This window comes from Buttiauxella sp. WJP83 (assembly GCF_027594725.1).
GTDB classification, from domain to species: Bacteria; Pseudomonadota; Gammaproteobacteria; order Enterobacterales; family Enterobacteriaceae; genus Buttiauxella; species Buttiauxella selenatireducens.
This window is the reverse complement of the sequence record NZ_CP110080.1, coordinates 3,062,014-3,085,184: the sequence shown is the minus strand read 5'-3', so window position 1 is coordinate 3,085,184 and position 23,171 is coordinate 3,062,014. Positions and strand designations below refer to the sequence as shown.

18 protein-coding genes, 2 tRNA genes and 2 pseudogenes are annotated in these 23,171 nt (G+C 49.0%); 10 read left to right on the top strand and 12 right to left on the bottom strand.

Features of this window, described 5'->3' with window-relative positions:
- Window positions 1-23: 23 nt before the first annotated feature.
- Window positions 24-1,778, bottom strand: coding sequence for a Lon protease family protein (locus OH773_RS14370; RefSeq protein WP_270139476.1), 1,755 nt, complete (start codon window positions 1,776-1,778; stop codon window positions 24-26).
- Window positions 1,779-1,953: 175 nt separating this feature from the next.
- On the opposite strand from OH773_RS14370, the gene matP reads away from it, so the two are divergent.
- Window positions 1,954-2,406 (top strand): macrodomain Ter protein MatP, encoded by a 453-nt coding sequence (gene matP, locus OH773_RS14365; protein WP_270139475.1) that lies wholly within the window; start codon window positions 1,954-1,956, stop codon window positions 2,404-2,406.
- Between the two features lie 106 nt (window positions 2,407-2,512).
- On the opposite strand, the gene ompA is transcribed toward matP, so the two are convergent.
- Window positions 2,513-3,583: a porin OmpA gene (gene ompA / locus OH773_RS14360; RefSeq protein ID WP_183273030.1), complete on the bottom strand. Its 1,071-nt coding sequence runs from the start codon at window positions 3,581-3,583 to the stop codon at window positions 2,513-2,515.
- A 360-nt stretch (window positions 3,584-3,943) separates the two neighbouring features.
- Window positions 3,944-4,369, bottom strand: a pseudogene (sulA, locus tag OH773_RS14355) (SOS-induced cell division inhibitor SulA); the annotation flags it as partial.
- A 304-nt stretch (window positions 4,370-4,673) separates the two neighbouring features.
- Between sulA and OH773_RS14350 the strand changes: the two are divergent.
- Window positions 4,674-5,288 carry a TfoX/Sxy family DNA transformation protein gene (locus tag OH773_RS14350; RefSeq protein ID WP_183273028.1) on the top strand — a complete coding sequence of 205 codons (615 nt, stop codon included), beginning with the start codon at window positions 4,674-4,676 and terminating at the stop codon, window positions 5,286-5,288.
- Here OH773_RS14350 and yccS read toward each other — a convergent pair.
- Both yccS and OH773_RS14340 read right to left on the bottom strand, forming a co-directional pair.
- Window positions 5,285-7,420, bottom strand: a complete 2,136-nt coding sequence (gene yccS, locus OH773_RS14345) for a YccS family putative transporter (protein WP_270139474.1) — start codon at window positions 7,418-7,420, stop codon at window positions 5,285-5,287. The genes OH773_RS14350 and yccS overlap by 4 nt on opposite strands.
- A 24-nt stretch (window positions 7,421-7,444) precedes the next feature.
- The gene (locus tag OH773_RS14340; protein ID WP_270139473.1) at window positions 7,445-7,891 is read right to left on the bottom strand and encodes a YccF domain-containing protein; all 447 of its coding nucleotides are present in this window, start codon (window positions 7,889-7,891) and stop codon (window positions 7,445-7,447) included.
- Window positions 7,892-8,023: 132 nt separating this feature from the next.
- Between OH773_RS14340 and helD the strand changes: the two genes are divergently transcribed.
- Window positions 8,024-10,078 carry a DNA helicase IV gene (gene helD / locus OH773_RS14335; RefSeq protein WP_270139472.1) on the top strand — a complete coding sequence of 685 codons (2,055 nt, stop codon included), beginning with the start codon at window positions 8,024-8,026 and terminating at the stop codon, window positions 10,076-10,078.
- Here the strand turns inward: helD and mgsA are convergent, their stop codons facing one another.
- The gene (gene mgsA, locus OH773_RS14330; RefSeq protein ID WP_270139471.1) at window positions 10,079-10,537 is read right to left on the bottom strand and encodes a methylglyoxal synthase; all 459 of its coding nucleotides are present in this window, start codon (window positions 10,535-10,537) and stop codon (window positions 10,079-10,081) included.
- Window positions 10,538-10,646: 109 nt separating this feature from the next.
- Entirely contained in the window at window positions 10,647-11,309 is a 663-nt protein-coding gene (gene csgI, locus OH773_RS14325; protein WP_270139470.1) for a curli synthesis inhibitor, read from the bottom strand.
- Window positions 11,310-11,494: 185 nt separating this feature from the next.
- Between csgI and OH773_RS14320 the strand changes: the two genes are divergently transcribed.
- Entirely contained in the window at window positions 11,495-11,908 is a 414-nt protein-coding gene (locus tag OH773_RS14320; protein ID WP_183273022.1) for a CoA-binding protein, read from the top strand.
- A 29-nt stretch (window positions 11,909-11,937) separates the two neighbouring features.
- Here the strand turns inward: OH773_RS14320 and hspQ are convergent, their stop codons facing one another.
- Together hspQ and rlmI are read right to left on the bottom strand one after the other, a co-directional pair.
- On the bottom strand, window positions 11,938-12,255 hold the full coding sequence (hspQ, locus tag OH773_RS14315) for a heat shock protein HspQ (protein ID WP_270139469.1): 318 nt from the start codon (window positions 12,253-12,255) through the stop codon (window positions 11,938-11,940).
- Window positions 12,256-12,315: 60 nt separating this feature from the next.
- Window positions 12,316-13,506, bottom strand: a complete 1,191-nt coding sequence (gene rlmI, locus OH773_RS14310) for a 23S rRNA (cytosine(1962)-C(5))-methyltransferase RlmI (protein ID WP_270139468.1) — start codon at window positions 13,504-13,506, stop codon at window positions 12,316-12,318.
- A 90-nt stretch (window positions 13,507-13,596) separates the two neighbouring features.
- Here rlmI and yccX point away from each other — a divergent pair, with 90 nt between their 5' ends.
- Complete coding sequence (gene yccX / locus OH773_RS14305; RefSeq protein WP_183273019.1) at window positions 13,597-13,878, top strand: acylphosphatase; 282 nt, start codon at window positions 13,597-13,599, stop codon at window positions 13,876-13,878.
- Here the strand turns inward: yccX and tusE are convergent.
- Both tusE and yccA read right to left on the bottom strand, forming a co-directional pair.
- A complete protein-coding gene (gene tusE / locus OH773_RS14300) occupies window positions 13,875-14,207 on the bottom strand; it encodes a sulfurtransferase TusE (protein WP_270139467.1) in 333 nt (110 codons plus the stop codon). The genes yccX and tusE overlap by 4 nt on opposite strands.
- A 107-nt stretch (window positions 14,208-14,314) precedes the next feature.
- Window positions 14,315-14,974 carry an FtsH protease modulator YccA gene (gene yccA / locus OH773_RS14295; RefSeq protein ID WP_183273017.1) on the bottom strand — a complete coding sequence of 220 codons (660 nt, stop codon included), beginning with the start codon at window positions 14,972-14,974 and terminating at the stop codon, window positions 14,315-14,317.
- Between the two features lie 226 nt (window positions 14,975-15,200).
- Between yccA and OH773_RS14290 the strand changes: the two genes are divergently transcribed.
- The 4 genes from OH773_RS14290 (at window position 15,201) to OH773_RS14275 (ending at window position 21,363) form a co-directional block, all read left to right on the top strand.
- Entirely contained in the window at window positions 15,201-16,829 is a 1,629-nt protein-coding gene (locus OH773_RS14290; protein ID WP_442865612.1) for an ABC transporter substrate-binding protein, read from the top strand.
- A gap of 151 nt (window positions 16,830-16,980) precedes the next feature.
- Window positions 16,981-17,068, top strand: a tRNA-Ser gene (locus OH773_RS14285).
- 152 nt (window positions 17,069-17,220) lie between these two features.
- Window positions 17,221-17,308 (top strand) — tRNA-Ser (locus OH773_RS14280).
- Between the two features lie 452 nt (window positions 17,309-17,760).
- Complete coding sequence (locus OH773_RS14275; RefSeq protein WP_270139466.1) at window positions 17,761-21,363, top strand: peroxidase family protein; 3,603 nt, start codon at window positions 17,761-17,763, stop codon at window positions 21,361-21,363.
- A gap of 136 nt (window positions 21,364-21,499) precedes the next feature.
- Here the strand turns inward: OH773_RS14275 and OH773_RS14270 are convergent.
- Window positions 21,500-21,643 (bottom strand): annotated as a pseudogene (locus OH773_RS14270) (Fe-S cluster assembly protein HesB); the annotation flags it as partial.
- Between the two features lie 123 nt (window positions 21,644-21,766).
- Here OH773_RS14270 and OH773_RS14265 point away from each other — a divergent pair.
- Window positions 21,767-23,083 carry a DUF4384 domain-containing protein gene (locus tag OH773_RS14265; protein ID WP_270139465.1) on the top strand — a complete coding sequence of 439 codons (1,317 nt, stop codon included), beginning with the start codon at window positions 21,767-21,769 and terminating at the stop codon, window positions 23,081-23,083.
- Window positions 23,084-23,171: the final 88 nt, after the last annotated feature.

Sequence of the window (23,171 nt, the reverse complement as noted above, 5' to 3'; positions counted from 1 at the left end):
ACGTGTACGCTCAACAAGTCCGATCAGTTTGGACTGAACCAGCTGAGCCAACGCAGTGGCCATGGATAACGGTGCCGAATGTCTTGCGCCGATGCCTGAGCAATTCGCTCTTGTACCGCACGCATGAGCGTATTTTGCCCTTCACCATCCCAGGGCAGATTTGTTAATAATGGTAGCGCATCTGTGACGTCGTCGATGGCCCAAATCGTGAATTGTCCTTGCTCAACGGCATCCAGAACATCCTGATGCAGGCACAGGTGGCGGACGTTGGACAGGGGGATTATCACGCCTTGCTTGCCGGTAAATTCGCGTTCCTGGCAGATGCGGAAGAAACCTTCAATCTTCTCATTGAGTCCTCCAACAGGCTGCACACGCCCGAACTGGTCGACTGACCCTGTCACCGCGATATGCTGAAAAATCGGCACATTCGCCAGCGCGCTTATCAATGCGCACAGTTCAGCCATTGACGCGCTGTCGCCATCAACTTCGCTGTAGGACTGTTCAAAAGTCAGTGATGCTGAGAAGGGGATTTGCTGCTCAAGCTGCAATTCAGACATCAAAAATGCCTGCATGATCATCATGCCTTTCGCATGAATATTGCCGCCCAACTCTGCTTTGCGCTCAACGTCAGTAAATTCACCATCACCTACATGGACGACGCAACTTATTCGGGAAGGTTCACCGAATGCGCGTGGATGGCCTGGGAATTCAATCACCGACAACGCGTTGATTTGGCCAACCATCTCACCTTCAGTTTCAATCAGGATTTGCTCAAGCAGAATTTCGTCCTGCATGCGCTCCGCCAGATAACCTTCACGCCATTCACGCTGGGTCAGCATTTGGATCAGTTCAGCCGCGCCGAAGGTTTCTTCTTCAGTAAAAGCGGCCACTTCACGCAGTTGACGGCCAATCCACGATGGGCACAGCGGCAGCGTTTCCTGATCACCCGTGTAACGCACGGCTTCACGAATGAAAGCAGTCCAGGCATCAGTTGCAGGCGCAGGGAGCGCTTTAGATTTCGCGACGGCGTAAATCCACTGGCACCACAAAGCCATATCATCGGCGGAGGCAATTTGCAGATTTTCTTCAAACTCGCTGTAAATAGCGGAGGTTGCCAGTTCAGGTTCCATCTCCTGGAAGTCAGCCAGCGACTCGCGTTCGCCAACCAGAATCAGTTTGAGATTCAGCGGTAATGACGGGATGCTAACTGGCAACGGACGCGTTTCGTCAGGCGAAATCCAGTCAAAGCGGCCCTGAATCACCATTTGCTTCAGACGTAGCCAGAGCAGCGGTTGTGCCAACACGCTACGCAATGACAGTACCAGAATGCCACCATTAGCCTTGTGAACTAAACCAGGCGTCAGGCTAATTTCACCGGCGAACTGACGAACGCAACCAAACAGTTGCTCGGCTTCAATCCAGTCAGCCACGACGACTTCGGATTGACCAGCAAAATTGTCTTCAGCCGTCTCGGCTGGGCGTAACGTGACTCGCGAGCCTTCTATCAGATAATGTCCGCCGGTTAATGTGTTATCCGGGGACCAGCAATCGCGCGCAGCGCTCGCAATAAGATTAAGGTATTCGGCTTCTTCAGCGGCTTTTACCAGCATCAGACCGGCCGAGGCTACCGGTTGGCTGAGTTGCACCAGTCCATAAGTCAGACGGGGTTGCACAGCGGAGAAAGGGGCAGTTTCGGAATCATAAGGCTGTGCGAAAATTTCCTGATAGCTTTCGGTATCAGGTACAAGTGCACGCCATTCAAGTCGATTAGTCGTCAAAGTCGCTATTTATTAATTAGATGTCAAAGGCGCGATTATACAAGAATAGGCCGAGCAGCACACGGTTTATGCGGAGCGGCAAGTTTACTTAGCTCACAGCTTTCATTTTTCAGGTAAGCGAAAATAAAAAAAACTGTTATCCTGAAATGAGTTACACGGTCACACTGAGACAACAATGAAATATCAACAGTTGGAAAATCTCGAGAGCGGCTGGAAGTGGAAGTATCTGGTTAAAAAACACCGTGAAGGCGAGCTTATCACGCGTTATATCGAGGCGAGCGCTGCGAAAGAAGCTGTTGATGAGCTGTTACGCTTTGAAAATGAGCCTGTGCACGTGTTGAGCTGGATAGAGAAGCATATGAATCCAGAACTTCACAACCGCATGAAGCAAACTATCCGCGCGCGTCGTAAACGGCACTTTAATGCCGAACACCAGCATACGCGTAAAAAGTCCATTGACCTTGAGTATCTGGTCTGGCAGCGGTTAGCAGGGCTTGCTCATCGACGAGGATGCACACTCTCAGAAACTATTGTGCAGCTGATTGAAGATGCTGAGCGTAAAGAACAGTACGCTAATCAGATGTCATCACTGAAACAAGATCTTCAGGCGATGCTTGGCAAAGAGTAGCGCGCAGTGAATTGTTACTGGGCTTTATTGTGTTGTTATGTTCCGAAATTTTAAAAACAAAAAACCCGCCGAAGCGGGTTTTTTTATAACGGTAACTTAAACTAGCTTATGCAGCAGGCTGAGTTACAACGTCTTTGATACCTTTAACTTCGATCTCTACGCGACGATCTGGAGCCAGGCAATCAATCAGTTTAGCTTTAGGAGCTACGTTATCACAGGTGTTGCCAGTAACTGGGTTAGATTCGCCCATACCGCGTGGGGAGATCTTGTTAGCTGGGATACCTTTAGAGATCAGGTAATCAACAACAGACTGTGCACGTTTGTCAGACAGTTTCTGGTTGTACTGGTCGGAACCGATACGGTCGGTGAAGCCCAGAACTACAACAGAACCATCTTTCGGGTCGAGGTTGCTCAACTGAGTATACAGTTGATCCAGTGCCTGCTGACCTTCTGGTTTCAGAGTTGCTTTGTTGAAGTTGAACAGAACATCAGACTTCAGAGTGAAGTGCTTGGTCTGTACTTCTGGAGCTGGAGCTGGAGCTGGAGCTACAACTGGAGCTGCTTCGGTCTGACCGAAACGGTAAGAAACACCCAGGCTCAGCATGCCGTTGTCTGGACGAGTACCTACGGTATTCGCGTCACCGATGTTGTTAACCCACTGGTAATCCAGGCGAGTTGCGATATCACGGGTGATTGCGTATTCCAGACCAACTGCTGCCAGTGGGGAAACGCCTGTGTCGTGTTCGCTACGGGTAACGCCAGTAGAAGCGTAGTTACCTTTAGAGTCTGCACGCCATACCATACCACCCAGACGAGTGTAGATGTCCAGGTCGTCATTGATTGGGTAGCTCAGTTTAGCAGCCAGTTGAACGCCTTGCGCTTTGAAAGCACCGTTATCAACGCTGCCTTTATAAGGCATACGACCTAACCAGTCGTAACCCATTTCGAAACCAACGTACGGGTTAACCTGGTAACCACCGAACGCACCAGCACCCAATTGGCTGCTGTGAGTAGGGCCGTTGTTGTTCTGGTAACCGTTACCGTAGAAACCGGTATCGTGGAACTGGGACCAACCCAACTTACCACCTGCATACCAGGTGTTATCTTTCGGTGCGGCCTGCGCTACGGTAGCGAAGCCAGCCAGTGCCACTGCAATCGCGATAGCTGTCTTTTTCATTTTTTGCGCCTCATTATCATCCAAAAAGGCCATGAGCTTTAAAATCGCTCTAAAGCCCAGGGTTAAATCCTTCGCCCGAGTTTATGCTCACTTGTTACTCTACCGATCAATCGGTGTTATGGAAGAGCAACCCTGGCGAGCTAAAGTCTACAACGTAGTTGAAAACTTACAAGTGTGAAGTCCCTCAGGCATATGAAAAAAAACGATTTACGTTCACACTTTCTAACAGATTTGTGTAAAAAATGGACTATGCGAATAGGGCGGAAGGCCGCCTGGAGCGGCTTGTAGCGCGGATTCTTGATAATTCACAATGAATTGTCAGCAGGAAAGAAAAAGTTCCAGGAATTCTCTTAAATTTACTTAATGATACAAACTAGAATGAATTTTTAAGCCACTTCGTGGTCGATCACCTGTTTTCGAAGTACGTGTTGGACGCATAATAAAGCCAATTGCGTTACCCATTTCAGCTGCAGATGACAACTGAATATGCTCCTCGTCAGTCAATTCTTCAGGTAACCAACCGATCACAACGCTGTAATTTCCTGTCTGCAGTGCTTTTACCATAGCATCTACGGTGAAAAGTGGATCTAACTGGCTTACCTGCATCACTTTTGTCAGCGGAAGACCCGCAGATTGTACCCACTTACGACTCAATTTTTGCTGCGGCGTTAGCCACAACTGCCAGCGCGACTGCTGACCAAGCTGTTGGAGCAGGGGCAGGAGTACCAACTGCGTAATCCACGGCTGATCTTCACTGTAGATCACTTCACTGATCAACCCTTTTATGTTGTTACCCGCTGATGGCTGAGTCAATGAAGACGCAGAATCTGGAACATTGGCAACGTGAGTTAGAACGTTATGTGATTGCATAGTTAATCCCGCCTGATGGGTTACTGTATGAATATACAGTAATACCAGTTCGGACAAAGATCAATCTAAATTTCGGAAAGCATATCGCAATTTCAACATGTAAATCGTCGGAAAGAGAGAATGTGATTGCCGTCGGTCATCATGTTACTTATTTTCGTGTTACTGGATGCGGTAATAAATCGTTACGTTGCGCTATAGATTGATATTTAAGGATATATTCATGAAGAAGCGGTCTTATGCAAGGATTCATCAATCAAAGGAATGTCTATCTCCGTTAGGCGATATCAGTTATCGCTCGCTATTTGGTGGATATAGTTTGACCGTCGAGAATGTGGTGTTTGCCATGGTTTCTGAGGGGGAACTTTATCTCCGGGCAAGTGAACAATCGGAAGTTTACTTCGTTGAAAAAGCATCAGAGTCCCTGGTTTATCAAAAGCGCGGACGAGCAATCGCGCTCAATTATTATCATGTTGACGAAGCACTGTGGTCCGATCGGGAAAAACTATTGCAGCTTTCAACCGATGCTTTGTATAGCGCACGACGAGAAAAATCGCGCCTGAAAGCGCAGCAACGGCTCAAAGATTTACCCAATTTAACCCACAGTCTGGAAATGATGTTATGGGAAGTGGGAATTGCTGATGTGCGGACACTTCACGCCTATGGCGCAAAACGGTCATGGATAAAATTGAGACATTTGAAGAAAGGGCTGGGTGTACGAGTATTGTTGGCGTTAGCAGGTGCAATCTGCGGTGTTCATGAAGCGGCACTCCCGGCAGCAACGCGCCGGGAGTTAGTCGAGTGGGGGCATCTTTACGCGAAACGGCAGCCTCGTTAAACGTGTTGCTGCGAAACAAGTTGCTGAAGGCGTGATATTTCTGGCAGCAGCGCAACCAGCAGGCCAATTTGTTGAAGCACCAATGGCTCTTTGGTATCTGGTTGCGGCTCAAGCAAGTTGATACGTTCTGAAAGCCCCCGTAGCGCCTTTTGAACCCGCTCTTCATCGGCAGGCAGATGATGCAGTGCGTCATCTACGTAACACACAGCGTCATCAAGTAATAACAAGATATCCTCGTTGGTTAACTGTTCGCGGTGTGCACCTAACGCCGAAATATAGCTGTTAAACGTGTGATTGAGGCACAATAAGCGAAACGCAGTTTCCTGCATCTCTGGCGAAACGCGCGGCTCAGATGACATATTGGACACTACTGATGCCAGCTCCGCATCTTTGTTATGTGCATCGCGTCGTGCGATTCGGTACTCAACGCGGTTATCTCGCCCTTGATGGTACTGCTCAAGAATCGCATCCAGATAGCGGCAGTTCGCGTTAAAAGCACGCTCAACGACCAACGGTAATCTGCGAAAGCGCCAGTCAGGCCAAACGAAACTTACCGCTGCCCATGCAATGGCACAGCCCAACAGAGTATCGAATATACGCGGCATGGCGACTTCGAACCCTTCACCGAGTAAGTTGAAGCACAGCAATACCAGTAAGGTGATAAACATCGTGGCATGCGCGTACTGCACGTTGCGAAACGCAAAGAAGAGTACACCAGTAATCACGATTAAAACCAACTGGCCTTCAATTGAGGGCACGAAGTACAGCACCGGGAGCCCTATCGCTACCCCCACTAACGTGCCGATGATACGCAATGCCAAACGGCGGCGAGTGGCGTTGTAGTTTGGCTGACAAACAAACAGGCTGGTCAGCAGGATCCAATAGCCATGTTTTAGCCCGGTAAACTGAATGAATGCGTAGCCGACACACAACACCAGCGACATCCGCACCGCGTGGCGAAATAACGCCGACTCCGGTGTTAAGTTGCGTTTCAATCGCTGCCAGACATCGCCAAACCCAGTTATATGATCATCAGCCAGGCGGTTTTCGATATCACTTTGTGGAGCGGCAAGCGCTTGCTCGGATTCAATTGTCGCCAGTTGGGCGTCAATGGCGCGTAAGTTACTGACCAGGAAGCCGATCGCTTTAAATTCACTTGCCAGATATTGGTCGGCTTTCAGTCTTTCGATCGCGGCATCAAGATGCGTAAACGCACGTTCAAAACGCAGGTCATGCTGATACTTCTCGCGCAATAAAATTGAACGCGATAGTTGTAAACAGGCCTGTGACTGCATGGTCAGAAGGCGTTGAAAGCGGAACATAATATCGCTGTAGCGGAACGTATCGCGTAATGCCTGGTACTGGATATGCGAAGAACTGGCGCGTTCGTGAATATCCTGCGCGACAAAATAGTAGTGCAAAGTACGACGCGTGCCTCGTTGCCCACGATCTCCACGCAAACGCGTCAATAATGACCCTTTCGTCTGATTCAGCGTGGTGACCAGTTGGCTGTTAGCCATCGCAAGTTCCAGCATTGGCGCCTGGTTTTCGTCTTCAATGTCGGGGTCGAACATCATCGCTTTAACTTCAAGATAATGCGCGAGACTTTCATAACATCTCGCCAGGTTATCCTGAAGCGGCCGAATCGGGAAGACGAGATGCCCGGCGAGCGTCAGCACGTTGTACCAGATCGCACCTGCCAACAGCAGAATCGGTTGTTGATACCAGTGCTCGTATAAAGAAATACCTAGCATGGTATAAATGGCGATAAGCAATGCCCCGAAGGCAATGGTGGCGTAACGTTGACCTAATCCACCCAGCAGAATAAAGCCACTGGTGGAAACCATTAGCCCGATGCCAAAAAATATCGGCCACGGGAACAATAACTCTACTGATGCTGACGCAATAAAAAAGCTCACTAAGGTAATCAGAAGATTGCGCAAGCGCCCAGCCAGCCGGTCATCCAGATCTGCGAGCGCTGCGGCAACGACACCGAGTGTTAATGGGATAGTCAACTTAACGTCACCCAGCCACCAGGGGAGGGCGGCAGTCCCCGTTAGCGCGATGAAGATGCGCAAGTTATAGAGCCAGGTGCTGTTCCAGGTATAACGGCGCAGAATTGGACTAAGCATTAATACTCACTATTCTTTTCTGATTTACTGGAAACGACGTCGGGCATTGGCTTCACGTGCAGCTTGCGCAGTTTCAACAGAAACCACGCGACGGCCAACAGGCCAAAGCGCGATAGCCGCTATTTTGAAGTTAGCGATTCCAACAGGAATACCAATAATAGTGATGCATTGTGCGATACCGGTGCAGATATGTAGCACACAGAGCCACCAGCCGAAAAACACCAGCCAGACAATATTCAGCAATGTACCACCGGTATTCATCAGGGCACTTTTGCTCTGTGGATTGAGTTCATCAACATGAATGGCTTCGTTACCGTACGGTACAAATGAGAGTTTGGTTATCTCCCAGCAGGAGCGGGTCAGCGGCAACGTGAAGATAAAAATGATACTGACAACCGTTGCCAGCAACCAGGCCAGGGTGGTCAAAAAGCCACCCAGTACAAAATTCAAAACGTTCAGGACTGTACGCATACTTACTCTTCGTTGGTCTGAATATAGATAAATGAATAACCACAACAATTGTAACGCGTTTTTACCCTGGAGCGTCATTCCTTCGGCGGGTAAACTTAACCACAACCCTTATATTGGATCAGGCAAAGCGTAATGGAACTGAAAGCGACCTCTTTAGGCAAACATTTAGCACAACATCCCTACAATCGGGTGAGATTGTTGACTGCTGGTGTCGAGGTAAAGGGCGACCGTCATGAATACCTTATTCCATTCAATCAGTTAATTGCGGTTAATTGCAAGCGCGGCCTGGTATGGGGGGAGCTTGAGTTTGTCCTGCCAGATGACAAAGTCGTGCGTCTCCATGGGACAGAATGGAGTGAAACGCAGCGCTTTTATCATCATCTCGATGCGCTATGGCAGAGTTGGAGCGCTGAGATGAGTGACGTTGCGGCTCAGGTTCTCCATCAGCAGTACGCTGAAATTACGCGACGAATTCAGCAGGAAAAGTGGTTTAAACGCAGCGATATGCAGGCATTACAACAAAATGTTCGTGCTGCATTTACTGGATTGCCACTGCCTCAGGCGCGATTAGAAGAGTTCGAGAATTGCCGTGAAGTCTGGCTACAGTGCAAAGCGTGGCTTGAACAAGGCGAGCAACGCCGCAGTCAACGCAATACTGCTTTTACCAAACACATGCTTGAAAAGTATGCTGATTTCTTCCAGAAAATAGAAAGCTCGCCACTGAACCCTTCCCAGGCTCGCGCTGTAGTAAATGGTGAAGATTCGTTGTTAGTGCTGGCGGGAGCCGGGAGTGGCAAAACTTCAGTCCTGGTTGCGCGTGCCGGCTGGTTGTTACAACGCGGCGAGGCCAGTGAAGATCAAATTTTATTGCTGGCATTTGGCCGCAAAGCCGCGCAAGAAATGGATCAGCGCATCGCTGAACGCCTGCATACGGATGCGATCTCAGCCCGCACATTTCATGCGTTAGCATTGCATATTATTCAGCAAGGCAGCAAAAAAGTACCGCGCGTTAGTGAACTGGAATCTGATACCCATGCACGCCATCAACTGCTCATTGAAAGCTGGCAGCAACAATGTCGTGAGAAAAAAGCGCAGGCAAAAGGGTGGCGTGAGTGGCTAAGCGAAGAGTTGCAATGGGAAGTGCCAGAAGGCGAATACTGGAAAGATGAACGTTTAGCCAAACGCCTTGCCAGCCGCTTAGATCGTTGGTTGGGATTAATGCGTATGCATGGGGGATCTCAGGCTGAAATGATTGCCTCCGCACCAGAGGAAATCCGGGATGTATTTGCGAAACGCGTCAAACTTATGGCTCCGTTATTAAAAACCTGGAAAACGGCGCTGAAGTCCGAAGAAGCCGTCGATTTTTCAGGCTTGATTCATCAGGCTGTCAATGTGCTGGAAAAGGGGCGATTTATCAGCCCATGGAAACATATTCTGGTGGATGAATTTCAGGACCTTTCACCTCAACGCGCAGCACTACTGGCAGCATTGAGAAAGCAAAACTCGCACACATCGCTCTATGCCGTCGGCGATGACTGGCAGGCGATTTATCGTTTCAGCGGAGCAGAAATGTCGCTGACGACCGCCTTCGCTCACCACTTTGGCGATGCAGATCAGTGCGCGCTGGATACCACGTACCGTTTCAACGACCGCATCGGTGAAATCGCGAACCGATTCGTGCAGCAGAACCCACATCAACTTGCCAAGCCGTTAAACAGCCTGTCTAAAGGTGATAAAAAAGCCGTCACGTTATTAGCCGATGATCAGCTTGAAGCATTGCTCGATAAGATGAGCGGCTATGTGCAGCCACAGCAGCGAATTCTGGTGTTGGCGCGTTATCATCATTTACGCCCGGCCATTCTGGAAAAGGCTGCGACACGTTGGCCAAAACTGGCGATTGAGTTCATGACCATTCACGCCAGTAAAGGGCAACAAGCTGATTATGTTGTGATATTGGGCTTACAAGAAGGGAAAGATGGTTTCCCTGCGGTGGCGCGTGAATCTGTCATGGAAGAAGCATTACTGCCGCAGCCAGAAGATTATCCGGATGCTGAGGAGCGGAGATTGTTATATGTGGCAATGACGCGGGCCCGTCATCGTGTCTGGCTGCTATTCAACAAAAAAGAACCGTCCAGTTTTGTCGATATCCTGAAACACCTTGGCGTGCCCGCTGCGAATCGACCGTAATTATTTCAGTCGTTCTGCAAGGTAACGTGCGTAATCGGGGATCAGAATTTCTACTGATTGATTAAAGCCCGGCGATTGAATAATAAAATCGGCGGTGGATAAATTGGTCGCTACAGGAATGTTCCACACCGTCGCCAGACGCAGTAATGCTTTAACATCTGGGTCGTGTGGAACGGCATTCAACGGGTCCCAGAAGAAAATGAGCACATCAATTTTCCCTTCAGAAATCAACGCGCCAACTTGCTGATCACCGCCCATTGGGCCGCTTAGCATGGCATTGACATCAAGACCGCTGCCGCGCTGAATGAGATTCCCGGTGGTCCCGGTGGCGTACAACACATGTTGGGCCAAAATCGACTTGTGGCGTTCCACCCATTTCAACAACGCATCTTTGCAGTGATCGTGCGCAACCAGTGCAATATGCTTTTTTTCCGCCAGGGTGCGGGTTGTTAATTCCATTGGTTAATCCTGATTGATTAATATTGATTGATTAATAATGTCTACAGCTTACTGGAAGCCACTGATGCTGCAAGAGAAGGGTGTCAAAAATGCGGGAATTGAAAGGCAATTATTGGCCGGGGTTGTCCTTCACCCATTGTAAGAAACGCTCGCGAGTGGGTTTGTCTGCTTGTAAGAACCAATACTTGAGCCGTTGTTCGGTCAATGTTTCTGACTGGGGCGGTGCATCAAGTTCGGACGTCCGTGACAGTAACGTACTATCATCTGCCATCATCGTGGCGAAGCCTTTTATCGACGCGACCTTGCCAGATTTGTTGTAAAGCTGGGTGTCTTGTTCGTAATCAATTCCTTGCGGTGTCACTTTTACCGGCAAAACATCAACTTTCACAGGAATGACTGCGGCATTACCGTCCAGCAACTGAAGATGCGGTGCCTGGTCAAACTCTTCGCTCTCTTTATCGTTTTCAATGCGGGGTAAATTAAAATTGACCTGGCTGACCTCCTTAGTATCGAAACTGACTATTAAAGGAGGGGAAATATAAAGACGCTGCTCGCGGGCGTTGGCACGAATATTTTTTTCAACGCGAAACACCAATTGATGTGGGCCGTTATCCAGTTCGAGGCTATCAGCCCCTCTTAATAAAGAACTGGAAACCTTTTTCCCATCAAGCACCAGCAAATCGACATCCGTGGACAGACGTAACGTTGTCGCCCACGATTCAAGCGGCAAAAGAAGTAACCAACATATCGCGATAAAGAACACTGTTCTCATCAATTTCTCCTGCCAGGGTAAATGGGACTATCCTTGACTTAATGTATCAAAATTTTTCACAAGGACAGTTCATTAACATATAGACATATTTCATAAAATTGCTCTACTACCTGTGTATGGGAAAGATGGTGAGTCAGTAAGGGATGGCATACAATTTTGATTACGAAGTCCCAGCGGAGAGTGTGATGAAACAGGCAGATATTCAAACTATTTTAAAAAACACCCGAACAATTGCCCTTGTGGGAGCCAGTGATAAACCGGATCGCCCAAGCTATCGGGTGATGGCTTATTTGCTGGATCAAGGATATGAAGTGATTCCCGTGTCACCAAAAGTGGCTGGTAAAACCCTGTTGGGTCAGCAAGGCTATGGATCGCTTGCAGATATTCCGCAAAAAGTGGATATGGTCGACGTGTTTCGAAACTCAGAAGCGGCATGGGAAGTGGCGAGAGAAGCTATCGCCATCGGTGCAAAAACGTTGTGGATGCAGCTAGGTGTCATCAATGAACAGGCCGCGGTGCTGGCACAGGATGCCGGTTTAAACGTGGTGATGGACAAATGCCCGGCGATTGAAATTCCTCGGCTGGGCCTGGCGAAATAATAAAAAAACCCCGCGTTGCGGGGTTTTTGCTAATTACGCAGGCGAGGTGCCTGAAGCTGCTGCCGTATCGAAGCCGCCAATTCATCCATCGACGGTTGTTCGGGATGCTCGTCTTGTGACTCCCCACTTAACTGGGCTTCAGCAAGATAAGTATGCACCGCCTGGCCATCATCATCTTCCATCACTACATGATACCAGGGGGCACTCCGGAGGGCATCGTTAACGGCCAGATCATCTTCTGCGGGTTCATCCAGAGAGTATTCCGGGTCGATATCGACCACGACTCCCAGATAGCCCAGCAAAGAATGTCGTACTTGCTGGCCGATGCCGAATTTGCTGGCAATCATAGTCACCTCCTGAGAAACATTACCTGCCATTAATGTGCGGGCAACATTCCATTTTTCAAGTTACATGACGCGACAGGCAAACCCTTTCAGATACAGGCCTTCCGGGTAGGTCGCGATCACTGGGTGGTCGGCGGCCTGACGGAACTGCTCTATAAATTGTACATCACGCCCAGCATCTACGGCGGCATCGGCGATGATTTTCTGGAATAAATCTGTCGTCATTAATCCTGAACATGAGTACGTCATCAAAATGCCACCCGGATTCAATAACTGGATTGCCAGCATATTGATATCTTTATAGCCACGACATGCGCCCATCAGCTGGTTCTTATTCTCGACAAATTTCGGTGGGTCCATCACGATAACGTCGAATTTCTCACCCTGGTCGCGATATTTTCGCAGCAGTTTGAACACGTCGTCACGCAGGAATTCCGCTTTGCTCAAATCGAGTTTGTTCAGCTCGACGTTTTTCTGAGCGACATCCAAAGCGTCCTGAGAGGTATCGACGCTGACCACCTGGCGACAGCCGCCCATCAGAGCAGAAACCGCAAAACCACCGGTGTAGGAGAAGCAATTCAACACACGCTTATCTTTCACATACTGGCGAGTTGCAAAACGACTGTCGCGTTGGTCAAGGTAATAACCTGTTTTGTGGCCACCCTTGATATCAACCAATAACTTCATGCCGTGCTCTTCGATTGGCAGCAGATCAGGTGGCAAATCGCCGCTCACCGGACCTTGCGTCAATTCCATTCCTTCTTTCTTACGCACTGCCACGTCCGAACGGTCATAGATCGCGCATTCTGGATAGAGATTTTGCAGTGCGGCGACCAACGCCGGGCGTTGATATTCAGCGCCAGCAGAAAGCAGTTGCAGAACCAGGAAGTTACCGAAGCGATCAATTGTCACACCGGGCAGACCATCAGATTCGCCAGCGATCAGGCGATAGCTGTCCAATCCATCACGAGCGGCCAGCCAGTTGCGCCACTGTTGTGCCTGCTGCAAACGACGCGTGAAGAATTCGATATCGATGCTTTCATTGGCATCGAAAGTCCAGACGCGAGCACGGATTTGCGATGAAGGGGAGTAGGCGGCACGTGCCAACCATTTGCCCTGGCTATCGACAACATCAATTGTTTCGCCGAGATTGGCTTTGCCTTCCATGCGTGCGACAGCACCAGAAAACACCCACGGATGACGGCGCAATAACGACTTTTCACGCCCTTTGGTTAACACTAAACGTACACTCATAATTTGCTATGCTTTCTTGCTAAGAATTTGGCGTCATTTTCCGGTTAACACCGGGTAAATGCAACGTAAGAACCCGAAACGGAGGAAGTTATGACCACAGTATGCACACTTGCCTGGGTCCACGGCCTGGTTCAGGGGGTTGGTTTTCGCTACAGCACACAGCGTGAGGCGTTAAAACTGGGTTTAACCGGTTACGCCCGTAACATGGATGATGGAAGCGTTGAGGTATTAGCCTGCGGTGATGCACCGCAGGTGGAAAAACTTATCGCGTGGCTAAAAGCCGGCGGGCCGCGCAGTGCCCGGGTTGATAAAGTGCTGACTGAACCTCATCAACCCGACCGTCAATGGGCAGATTTTAGTATCCGTTACTAAATACACTTCACCGGCTTTGGCAGACCGGCAATTTTTGTTGCCTGCTTGGCCGGCCCTTTGGGGAACAAACGATATAAGTAGCGGCTATTGCCTTTCTCTTCGCCAAATTTAGCCGCCATCGCTTTGACCAACATACGAATTGCCGGAGAGGTATTAAACTCCAGGTAAAATTCGCGTACAAATCGCACCACTTCCCAATGCTCTACTGAAAGCGTAATACCTTCTTTTGCCGCAATAACTTCCGCAAGCGGCTCGCTCCATTCCTGGCTATTTTTCAAATAACCATCGGCATCGGTTTCTATTTCTGTGCCTTCAAACATCAACGTCATTATTCTTTGCTCCAGACAAACTGGGCGCAGTGTAGCAAATTTTGTCGAGTCAGAAAAAACAAAGCCCCGCATTCGCGAGGCTTTGTAAGGTTTCGGCTGGCTCGCGTTTAATCGCGGCTTGCGAAGCCCAGAATGCTCAACAGGCTGATGAAGATGTTGTACAGAGAAACGTACAGGCTCACTGTTGCGCGAATATAGTTAGTTTCACCACCACGGATGATGTTGCTGGTCTCAAACAAAATGGCGCCAGAAGAGATCAGAATGAACACTGCGCTAATTGCCAGGTGCAGAGCAGGCAGTTGCAGGAAGATGTTAGCAACCATACCGACCAGCACGACGACAACACCCGCCATCAGCATACCGCCCAGGAAGGACATGTCCTTGCGGGTAGTCAGCACATATGCGGAGCAGCTAAAGAACACCAGCGCCGTACCGCCTAACGCCATTCCAATCACATCACCCATACCTGCCGAAATAAAGGAGTTAAGCATTGGGCCGAGGATGTACCCCAGGAAACCGGTGAAAGCAAAAGCAGCAAGAATGCCCGTTGGTTTATCCGCCAGACGGTGGGTTAAAAACATCAGGCCATACATGCCAACCAGCGTCAAAATCAGGCCAGGAGACGGCAGCATCAACACGGTGCTGGCAGTTGCGGTAATCGCAGAAAACGCCAGCGTCAGGCTGAGTAGAAAATAAGTATTACGCAGTACCTTGTGGGTACTCAGCAGTGACGAACGGTCACGCGAGGAAGTAATTATGCGATCCATTCAGAATCTCTCTCTTATAGCAGGTGGTTATAGTGACTGAGAATAATGGCCTCCTTTATTGCAAGGAAGTCATTTTACCCATCTTTACCTTGCTCGAATGAAAATAACAGACAAGACATACGTCATAAAACTCACTTATATGTAACTGAAAATTATTGCTTAAATTCATTCGGGTGCTAAGAGTATTAACCGTACCGTCGTTAATAACTCAAATAAGGCGTGTGTAATGAAAGCAAACAACCACAACACAGTGATGAAATCTTTTATTGCTATTGGATTGGCGAGTGCCATCTCGGGCGCCTGGGCGGCAAATGTGCCAGCAGGGACTGAACTGGCTGATACTCAAGAACTTGTACGAAATAATGGTAGTGAACCCGCCACTCTTGACCCTAATAAAGCAGAGAGTACCGTTGAATCGGCCATTATCAGTGACTTTTTTGAAGGGCTGGTGGCCGTGCGTAACGATGGTTCTATCGAACCAAGGCTTGCGGAAAAATGGGAAGAAAAGGGCAATACCGTCTGGACGTTCCATCTTCGCCCCGGTGTTAAATGGTCAAACGGCGCTCCTGTTACGGCACTGGATGTCGTCTGGAGCTGGCAGCGACTGGTTGACCCGAAAACCGTGTCGCCGTATGGCACTTATCTCGGCAATATGCATGTAGAAAATGCCATAGAAATTGCTGATGGCAAAAAAGCACCAGACACATTAGGCATCAAAGCGCTGGATGATTCGACGCTGCAAATCACGCTGACTCAGCCAACGGCCGAATTTCTTTCAATGCTGGGGCACACCTCACTGGTGCCAGTTGCAAGAGCGGTTGTTGAGAAGTTTGGTGATAAATGGACGCAGCCGGGCAATTTTGTCAGCAGTGGTCCATACACTCTTTCGCAATGGGTGGTGAACGAAAAAGTCGTTGGTGTGCGTAACAAGCAATATTGGGACGACAGCCATACGGTTATTAATAAAGTGACTTATCTTCCTATTGCTTCCGAAACGGCAGACATCAACCGCTATAAAGCGGGGGAAATCGACATTGTTCTGACTGTGCCGCAAACCCTCTTTGCGGCATTGAAAAAATCGATTCCAGACCAGGTCCACGTGACCCCAAAACTGGCGACCTACTACTACGAATTTAATACCAGCAAACCTCCATTCAATGATGCACGTGTGCGCCGGGCGCTGAATATGGGGCTGGATAAAGACATCATCGCTGAAAAAGTGCTGGGCCAGGGCCAGCTTCCTGCGTGGGTTATCAGTCAGAGGAAAATTGGCGGCGTTGAACTAAAATCCCCTGATTATGCAAGCTGGAGCCAGGAGAAGCGTATAGCAGAAGCCAAAAAGCTGCTTGAAGAAGCGGGATACAATGCCGCTCATCCTTTGAGCTTTAATCTACTGTACAACACTTCTGAATCCCATCAGCGCATCGCGATTGCCGCCAGTTCAATGTGGAAGAAAAATCTGGGTGTTGAAGCGAAACTGCAAAACCAGGAATGGAAAACCATGCTCGACACGATGCACAACGGCAATTTTGAGGCCGTTCGCTATGCATGGGTTGCTGATTACGACGACGCATCCACCTTCCTGAATAATTTCCGCACCGGAGATAGCGGAAATACCACGAAATACAGCAATGCAGATTTCGATCAGGCGCTGAAAAACGCATCGAAAGCGAAAACTGTGGCAGAACGCGGTAAGTTCTACCAACAAGCCGAGGACAAACTGGCGGAGGATGTGCCAGCCATTCCGGTTTATCACTATGTTTCAGCCCAGCTGGTGAAACCTTATGTCGGTGGATATGCGCCAAATAACCTCGCGTTCTATTACACCAAAGATATGTACATCAAAAAACACTAAAGCTGGGAAGCGGAGCCCACAATGATTCTGGTGTTAAACCAATCAAATTGCTGATGTTTCATTCAAACAATACAGGATTGGTGATTTATCAGGCGAACGAACAAAATCTTGCTTTACATGAAGTATGGGTATGTTTATAGTTCGCCTCGTTGGAAGCGTGGCCGAGTGGTTGAAGGCACCGGTCTTGAAAACCGGCGATCCGAAAGGGTTCTAGAGTTCGAATCTCTACGCTTCCACCAACATTCAAGCCCTAGCTCAGTAATGAGCTGGGGCTTTTTCGTTTTCGATTGTTGCTGTTTCAAACAAAAAACACCGATTTGGTGTTTTTTCAGGCGAACGAACAAAGTCAGGCTTTACAAGAGTTAAAGGGATGTTTATAGTTCGCCTCGTTGGAAGCGTGGCCGAGTGGTTGAAGGCACCGGTCTTGAAAACCGGCGATCCGAAAGGGTTCTAGAGTTCGAATCTCTACGCTTCCACCAACATTCAAGCCCTAGCTCAGTAATGAGTTGGGGCTTTTTCGTTTCTGAGGTTGATGACAGGTAAATATAAGTTAGTTTCGGTATATCAACGAAGCGGTACTAATAAAGTATTATTTTCAGATTTGTTTTATAAACTTTTATATTATTGATTTTAGCGTGGCTATATTAATAATTAATATCTTTAAAATTGGTTCAATATTCGTTTGAAAAATTGAAAGTTGTTGAGGGTAATTACAAATAATTGACGGTTGTTAACTTTTTGGCTTTATTAAATGTTAGGGGATCGCTTGTCTGAAGCCTGCTATCACTTTGGCAAAGTCAGTCGTCGCGATTGTCCTGTGGGGGCTGAGCTGCTCTGTCTATTCGCTCATTTAACAATTCCAGGCGCGTAATTCGAGTGCCGCGTACCGGCTTCGGCTTTTCGTGCCTTTTCATAATCATTATTGAGAGAAATGAAAATGACCGATGCCAAAAAGTCTGACCTGAAATATATCCTCAAGCAAGTCTCTTTAACACAAACGGATGTCGACGATGTCAACGTCAATATATTCTCCAACCATCTGCTGCCATTCGGTATGCGCACCTTCGAGGGTAGCTTTAACCACCTGGTCACAGGACAAGGCAAGTTTGGGGCTACCGACCATTCCTTTCTGCGCTTTTATGATTCCACGTTTAATGCGGGATACGATGGGATATGGTCGGTTATAGATCCGCCGTCAAGGATTATCAGTAACCAGCCCGCCAACATCTTATCCACAGTTGAAGTGAACAAAGGCACCGAGCCCACTCTCTTAGCGAGCAAGGCAACGTCGAAGGATGACGATGACAATGACGATGTCGGCGGCGACGGTGCTTTCCCGCTCAACGCCAGTGATGTTGCCAATCTGAAGAATCTCGTCAACGGGCTTGAAGGCGGTGAAGACAACGATGCGCTCGGGATCCGCGATCTCGAAGGCACCGGCAATAACCGTGTTCACCTTGACTATGGTTCGGCCGATCAACCGTTCATACGACTCACCGACGCGCACTACGGCGCTTACAATGAGACGACTCACAACCGCGACATCAATCCCCTGTTCTCCGGGCTGGATCCGCGTGCCATCAGCAACGTCCTTGGCGCACAGGAAGCAAACCTTTCCGGCAACGCCGCTGGCGTGAACAGCTTGTTCACGGCCTTCGGTCAGTACTTCGATCACGGTCTCGATTTCCTCGGTAAGGGAGGTAACGGAACGATCCAGATTGGCGCTCCTGGCACGGTTCCAAATCCCGCGGACCTGACTCGCGGCACCGTTGACAGCATTGATGCCAATGGCATCCCGCAGCATCTCAATAAGACATCGCCATTTGTTGACCAGAACCAAACGTATGGCTCGAACGAACTCGTCGGCCAGTTCCTGCGTGAAGGCGACGGACAGGGCGGGTTTACGGGCAAGCTGTTGGAGGGCGGATTGGATCCATCAAATCCGAATTTCAAGCTGCTGCCCACGCTGAGGGAACTGATCCAGCATCACTGGAACAACAACACGCTGTTCACCGACAGCTCACTGCCGGGCGACCACAGTGTGACCTTCCGGGAGTACTTCGCCGGACTGGTCGACAGCAATGGCGTTATTAATCAATCGATGCTCCCTGCCATGACTTCTAATTTCATGGGAAGTGGCTTTGCGCTGCTGCTCGACACCAACCCCTTTATCAATCTGCTTGACCACTACGTAGCGGGTGATGGACGGGCGAACGAGAATATCGCACTCACTGCGATCCACAACATCTGGGAGCGGAATCATAACTTCCATGTCAACGGATTGCTCGAAGCCGGATTTAATGGAACAGCTGAAGAGCTGTTCCAGGCTGCCAAGATCATCAACGAAGCTGAGTATCAGCGGGTTATTTACACCGACTTTGCCAACAAGTTGCTTGGCGGCATGAGAGGTGAGGGCGATCACGGCTTCGCTGGGTACAATCCGGAAGTGGATGCACGAGTCTCGCACGAGTTCGCGACTGCAGCTTACCGGTTCGGTCATTCGCTGATAGGGCAGACGCTGACGGTGCTCGATGCTCAGGGCAATGCAACACAGGTGCCGCTGTTCGACGCGTTCCTCAACCCGACCAACGATACGAGCGCGTTCACCTTCCCCAAAGCGCAATTGCCGTACTCTCCACAACCAGGCTTCGAGCAACTGGGCGTCGCCGGGATCATTGCCGGTGGTGTTGTCCAGCCTGCGGAAGAAGTCGACGTCAATATCGTCGATGCTGTCCGAAATGACCTCATTCGTATCAGTGCTGACGTGTTCGCCTTCGACGTTGCCCGCGAGTGGGATGTCGGTCTGGGTTCGATGAACCAGATCCGGGCCGACCTGATGGCCTCTCTCGATCCGTATGTGAAGGAGGCGGTCAGCTTTGCCGGCGATCTCACACCATACAGTTCATGGGAGGACTTCCAGGCACGGAACAATCTCAGTGACACCGTCATTGCGCAATTCAAGCAGGCCTATCCAGACCTCGTGCTGGAGGATGCTCAAATTGCAGACTTCCTGGCGGCTAACCCTGGCTATAAATTGGTCAACGGAAACACCGTCAAAGGCATCGACAGAGTGGATCTGTTCGTTGGCGGACTCGCCGAGAAGCACATCAATGGCGGTGTGGTGGGCCAGACCTTCTGGGTCATCATCCACGAGCAACTTGACCGGATCCAGGAAGGTGACCGGCTCTATTATCTCGACCGCGTGGAGCATCTGGACCTCTACGAGGCCATTGAGGAGCAAGGCTTTGCCGGGATCGTGGCACGCAACACGGGCCTAACCAATCTTCCCGAGAATATCTTCGGGACGAGTCAGCTCGATAATCCACCGGTCGTTGTCAACCTCAACGTCGTCCTCAATGGTGGGAACGGCATTGATGTCCTCAATGGGGGTCTCGGCAACGACACCCTCAATGGAGGAGGCGGCAACGACACACTCAACGGTGGGGCCGGCAACGATACCCTCAACGGCGGCCTTGGTGCCGATGCGATGGCGGGTGGCCACGGCAATGACACCTATATCGTTGATAATAAGGGTGATGTTGTCACGGAAGGTCTTAATGGCGGGACGGATGTCGTCCAGACCACTCTCAACAATTACACGTTGACCGATAACGTTGAAACACTGGTGTTCACCGGGACAGGCAATTTCACCGGCAGAGGGAATGCCATTGCCAACACCATCAGCGGTGGCAGCGGTAATGACTCTTTGTATGGGATGGGAGGAAACGACCAACTGAACGGTGGGGCAGGAAATGACACCCTTGATGGGGGTGACGGTGCCGATAACCTTCAGGGCGGGACCGGCAACGATAACATGATAGGCGGAGCGGGTAACGACAGACTCGATGGTGGCCAGGGAGCCGATAGCATGACAGGTGGTTCAGGAGATGATGTTTATCTGGTTGATAATGCATTGGATATTGTCAAAGAAGGTCTTGATGGCGGGATGGATGTTGTCCAGACCACCCTCCAAAATTACACGTTGACCAATAACGTTGAAACACTGGTATTCACCGGGACAGGTTCTTTCACCGGAAGAGGGAATGCCATTGCCAACACCATCAGCGGTGGCAGCGGTAATGACTTTTTGTATGGGATGGGAGGAAACGACCAACTGAACGGTGGGGCAGGAAATGACACCCTTGATGGGGGTGTCGGTGCCGATAGCCTTCAGGGCGGGGCTGGCAACGATAACATGATAGGCGGAGCGGGTGACGATAGACTCGATGGTGGCCAGGGCGCTGATATCATGTCAGGTGGTGCCGGAAATGACACCTTCGTCTTTAGCGAAGGCTTTGGGCGAGACCGTATTACCAGCGGTTTCGATAGCAATCCCAGCGGCGGACAGGACTACCTCGATCTGAGTTTATTAGGCATCAGTGTGGCCAATTTTGCCAGTAACGTCACGATTGCTGGGGGAGCCGGTAACAGCACCGTTATTAGCATCGGCAATCCTGTTAATGACAATGTCATTACTTTAGAAAACGTAAACGCGAAAAGTATCGATATTCATGATTTTATTCTAATCGGATAAGGAGAAGACCATGTGCGCCAGCATAGGCCAACAGAACTAAAGGATTTATTAAAGGGAACGAAATTCACCTTTATAATGCTGTTCTTTATAGTTTTGTTATCAATATGCTGGCGCCAGGGTCAGGTATTCAAAGCATTTATGACGGCGGATTATTCACATTCCCCAACTGATACGCCAGTGCGACGACCAGTGACTGCACCAGGCACAGCGTAGCAGACTGAGAACGGAAGGCATCCACCTGCGCTTCCTTCACCACAAAGCACAAATCACTGAAACTTGCTTTGCTATAAAATTAAAAATTTTTTAATACCAACGAATTATTATCTCCAATTCATCAGTTTATATGAGTGAGTTTTCCAAAGTATTAAACTATGTTCCAATAAACATACTTGGAGTTATTTTCATGAAATCTCTTATAATAATCGTGATGATAGCGCTCTCACTGCTTGGCTGCCATGGTACTGATGTTAGTTCTGATTCATATTGGCTTAAACAGCCTGGTGATAGATCTAAGACAGTTATTATTTTTATTCATGGAGTTCTCGGTGATTCACATGAGACTTGGGCTACTGGTACGGGAAAACCTGAATGGCCAGATATTGTATTTAACGACAAACAGTTGCAACCAGTGGACGTATATGCAGTAGGTTACAAATCGGGGCCATTAGCAAGAACGTCCAACATTGAAGAAATTGCGGTAAGTATGTTGCGATCCATTGAAGATGAACAGATCTTTAAGCGATACGACAATGTTGTGTTTGTGGTGCATAGCATGGGGGGATTAATTACCAAGAGAATGCTTCGCATGTTGCAGGTGAACACTCCCGAAAGTTTTCATAAAGTGAAAAGTGTGATTTTTTTCTCGACCCCTGCCCAGGGCGCAGATTTAGCAGCAATGGCAAAATGGATCAGCAACAATCCACAATTTGAAAATATGAAACCGTCAGACTTCAATCCCTTCCTTCAGGTTTTGGATAATGACTGGAATAGTTTGCTCCGTGCTCGAACCGTCGATGCCCCCTTCCCAAAAAGCTATTGCGCCTACGAAACAGAAGCCTTATGGCCAGTGATTGTTGTTCCTCGCTCTGGTTCTGAACGGGGGTGTGATGAAACGCCAGTGGCGTTTGCTCGCAATCACTCTACGATTGTCAAGCCTTTGTCTGCCGATGATGAAATACACAAATATTTACGTGCTCGCATTTTGGAAAGCCTTTCCACTGATGACAAAATACCTCAGCGAGTGGTAATCAAACTGGTTAAACCCGATGGGTCATTAATAAAGGCGGGAGATAATGTGCGTAGTGGAGATCAATATGCGATTGAAATTCATACTCGTAAACCAGCATGGTTTTATGTTTTTAATATTGACAGTACAGGTTATAGAGAAAGATATTTCCCCAACGGTGATGTTGCGGGTTTACAATATGAACCCGTAACGTCTCTTCGTGTTCCCGGCGATCCCCAAAAATTCATGACATTGGATAACAATACGGGCATTGAACGTTTGTACTTTTTTGTTCTGGAAAATGCAGATCAACAGCTCGAAAAAGAACACCATGCTGTAGGTATTACGGCCAGAGTAGCTCTTGATAACGCCATAACTACAAAAACTCGAGGAGCTTATGTATCCCCGCAAAAAATATCAACCTCAGGTGAGACCATACTTTCTTCAAAAGGTGACTCCGCAACAGATATACTAATTTTTGAGCATAAACCATGATAAAGATGCTATGTCGGTTGCTAGTACTCTGTGTGGCTATAGTCGGTATTATTTTCGAATCTTCCCATGCTTCGAACTTGCCAACCAT

Excerpts from the sequence above, each read along its gene's own strand:
- matP (WP_270139475.1), top strand. The coding sequence starts at position 1,954 with ATGAAATATCAACAGTTGGAAAATCTCGAGAGCGGCTGGAAGTGGAAG.
- ompA (WP_183273030.1), bottom strand. The coding sequence starts at position 3,583 with ATGAAAAAGACAGCTATCGCGATTGCAGTGGCACTGGCTGGCTTCGCT.
- OH773_RS14350 (WP_183273028.1), top strand. The coding sequence starts at position 4,674 with ATGAAGAAGCGGTCTTATGCAAGGATTCATCAATCAAAGGAATGTCTA.
- yccS (WP_270139474.1), bottom strand. The coding sequence starts at position 7,420 with ATGCTTAGTCCAATTCTGCGCCGTTATACCTGGAACAGCACCTGGCTC.
- OH773_RS14340 (WP_270139473.1), bottom strand. The coding sequence starts at position 7,891 with ATGCGTACAGTCCTGAACGTTTTGAATTTTGTACTGGGTGGCTTTTTG.
- helD (WP_270139472.1), top strand. The coding sequence starts at position 8,024 with ATGGAACTGAAAGCGACCTCTTTAGGCAAACATTTAGCACAACATCCC.
- mgsA (WP_270139471.1), bottom strand. The coding sequence starts at position 10,537 with ATGGAATTAACAACCCGCACCCTGGCGGAAAAAAAGCATATTGCACTG.
- csgI (WP_270139470.1), bottom strand. The coding sequence starts at position 11,309 with ATGAGAACAGTGTTCTTTATCGCGATATGTTGGTTACTTCTTTTGCCG.
- OH773_RS14320 (WP_183273022.1), top strand. The coding sequence starts at position 11,495 with ATGAAACAGGCAGATATTCAAACTATTTTAAAAAACACCCGAACAATT.
- hspQ (WP_270139469.1), bottom strand. The coding sequence starts at position 12,255 with ATGATTGCCAGCAAATTCGGCATCGGCCAGCAAGTACGACATTCTTTG.
- rlmI (WP_270139468.1), bottom strand. The coding sequence starts at position 13,506 with ATGAGTGTACGTTTAGTGTTAACCAAAGGGCGTGAAAAGTCGTTATTG.
- yccX (WP_183273019.1), top strand. The coding sequence starts at position 13,597 with ATGACCACAGTATGCACACTTGCCTGGGTCCACGGCCTGGTTCAGGGG.
- tusE (WP_270139467.1), bottom strand. The coding sequence starts at position 14,207 with ATGACGTTGATGTTTGAAGGCACAGAAATAGAAACCGATGCCGATGGT.
- yccA (WP_183273017.1), bottom strand. The coding sequence starts at position 14,974 with ATGGATCGCATAATTACTTCCTCGCGTGACCGTTCGTCACTGCTGAGT.
- OH773_RS14290 (WP_442865612.1), top strand. The coding sequence starts at position 15,201 with ATGAAAGCAAACAACCACAACACAGTGATGAAATCTTTTATTGCTATT.
- OH773_RS14275 (WP_270139466.1), top strand. The coding sequence starts at position 17,761 with ATGAAAATGACCGATGCCAAAAAGTCTGACCTGAAATATATCCTCAAG.
- OH773_RS14265 (WP_270139465.1), top strand. The coding sequence starts at position 21,767 with ATGAAATCTCTTATAATAATCGTGATGATAGCGCTCTCACTGCTTGGC.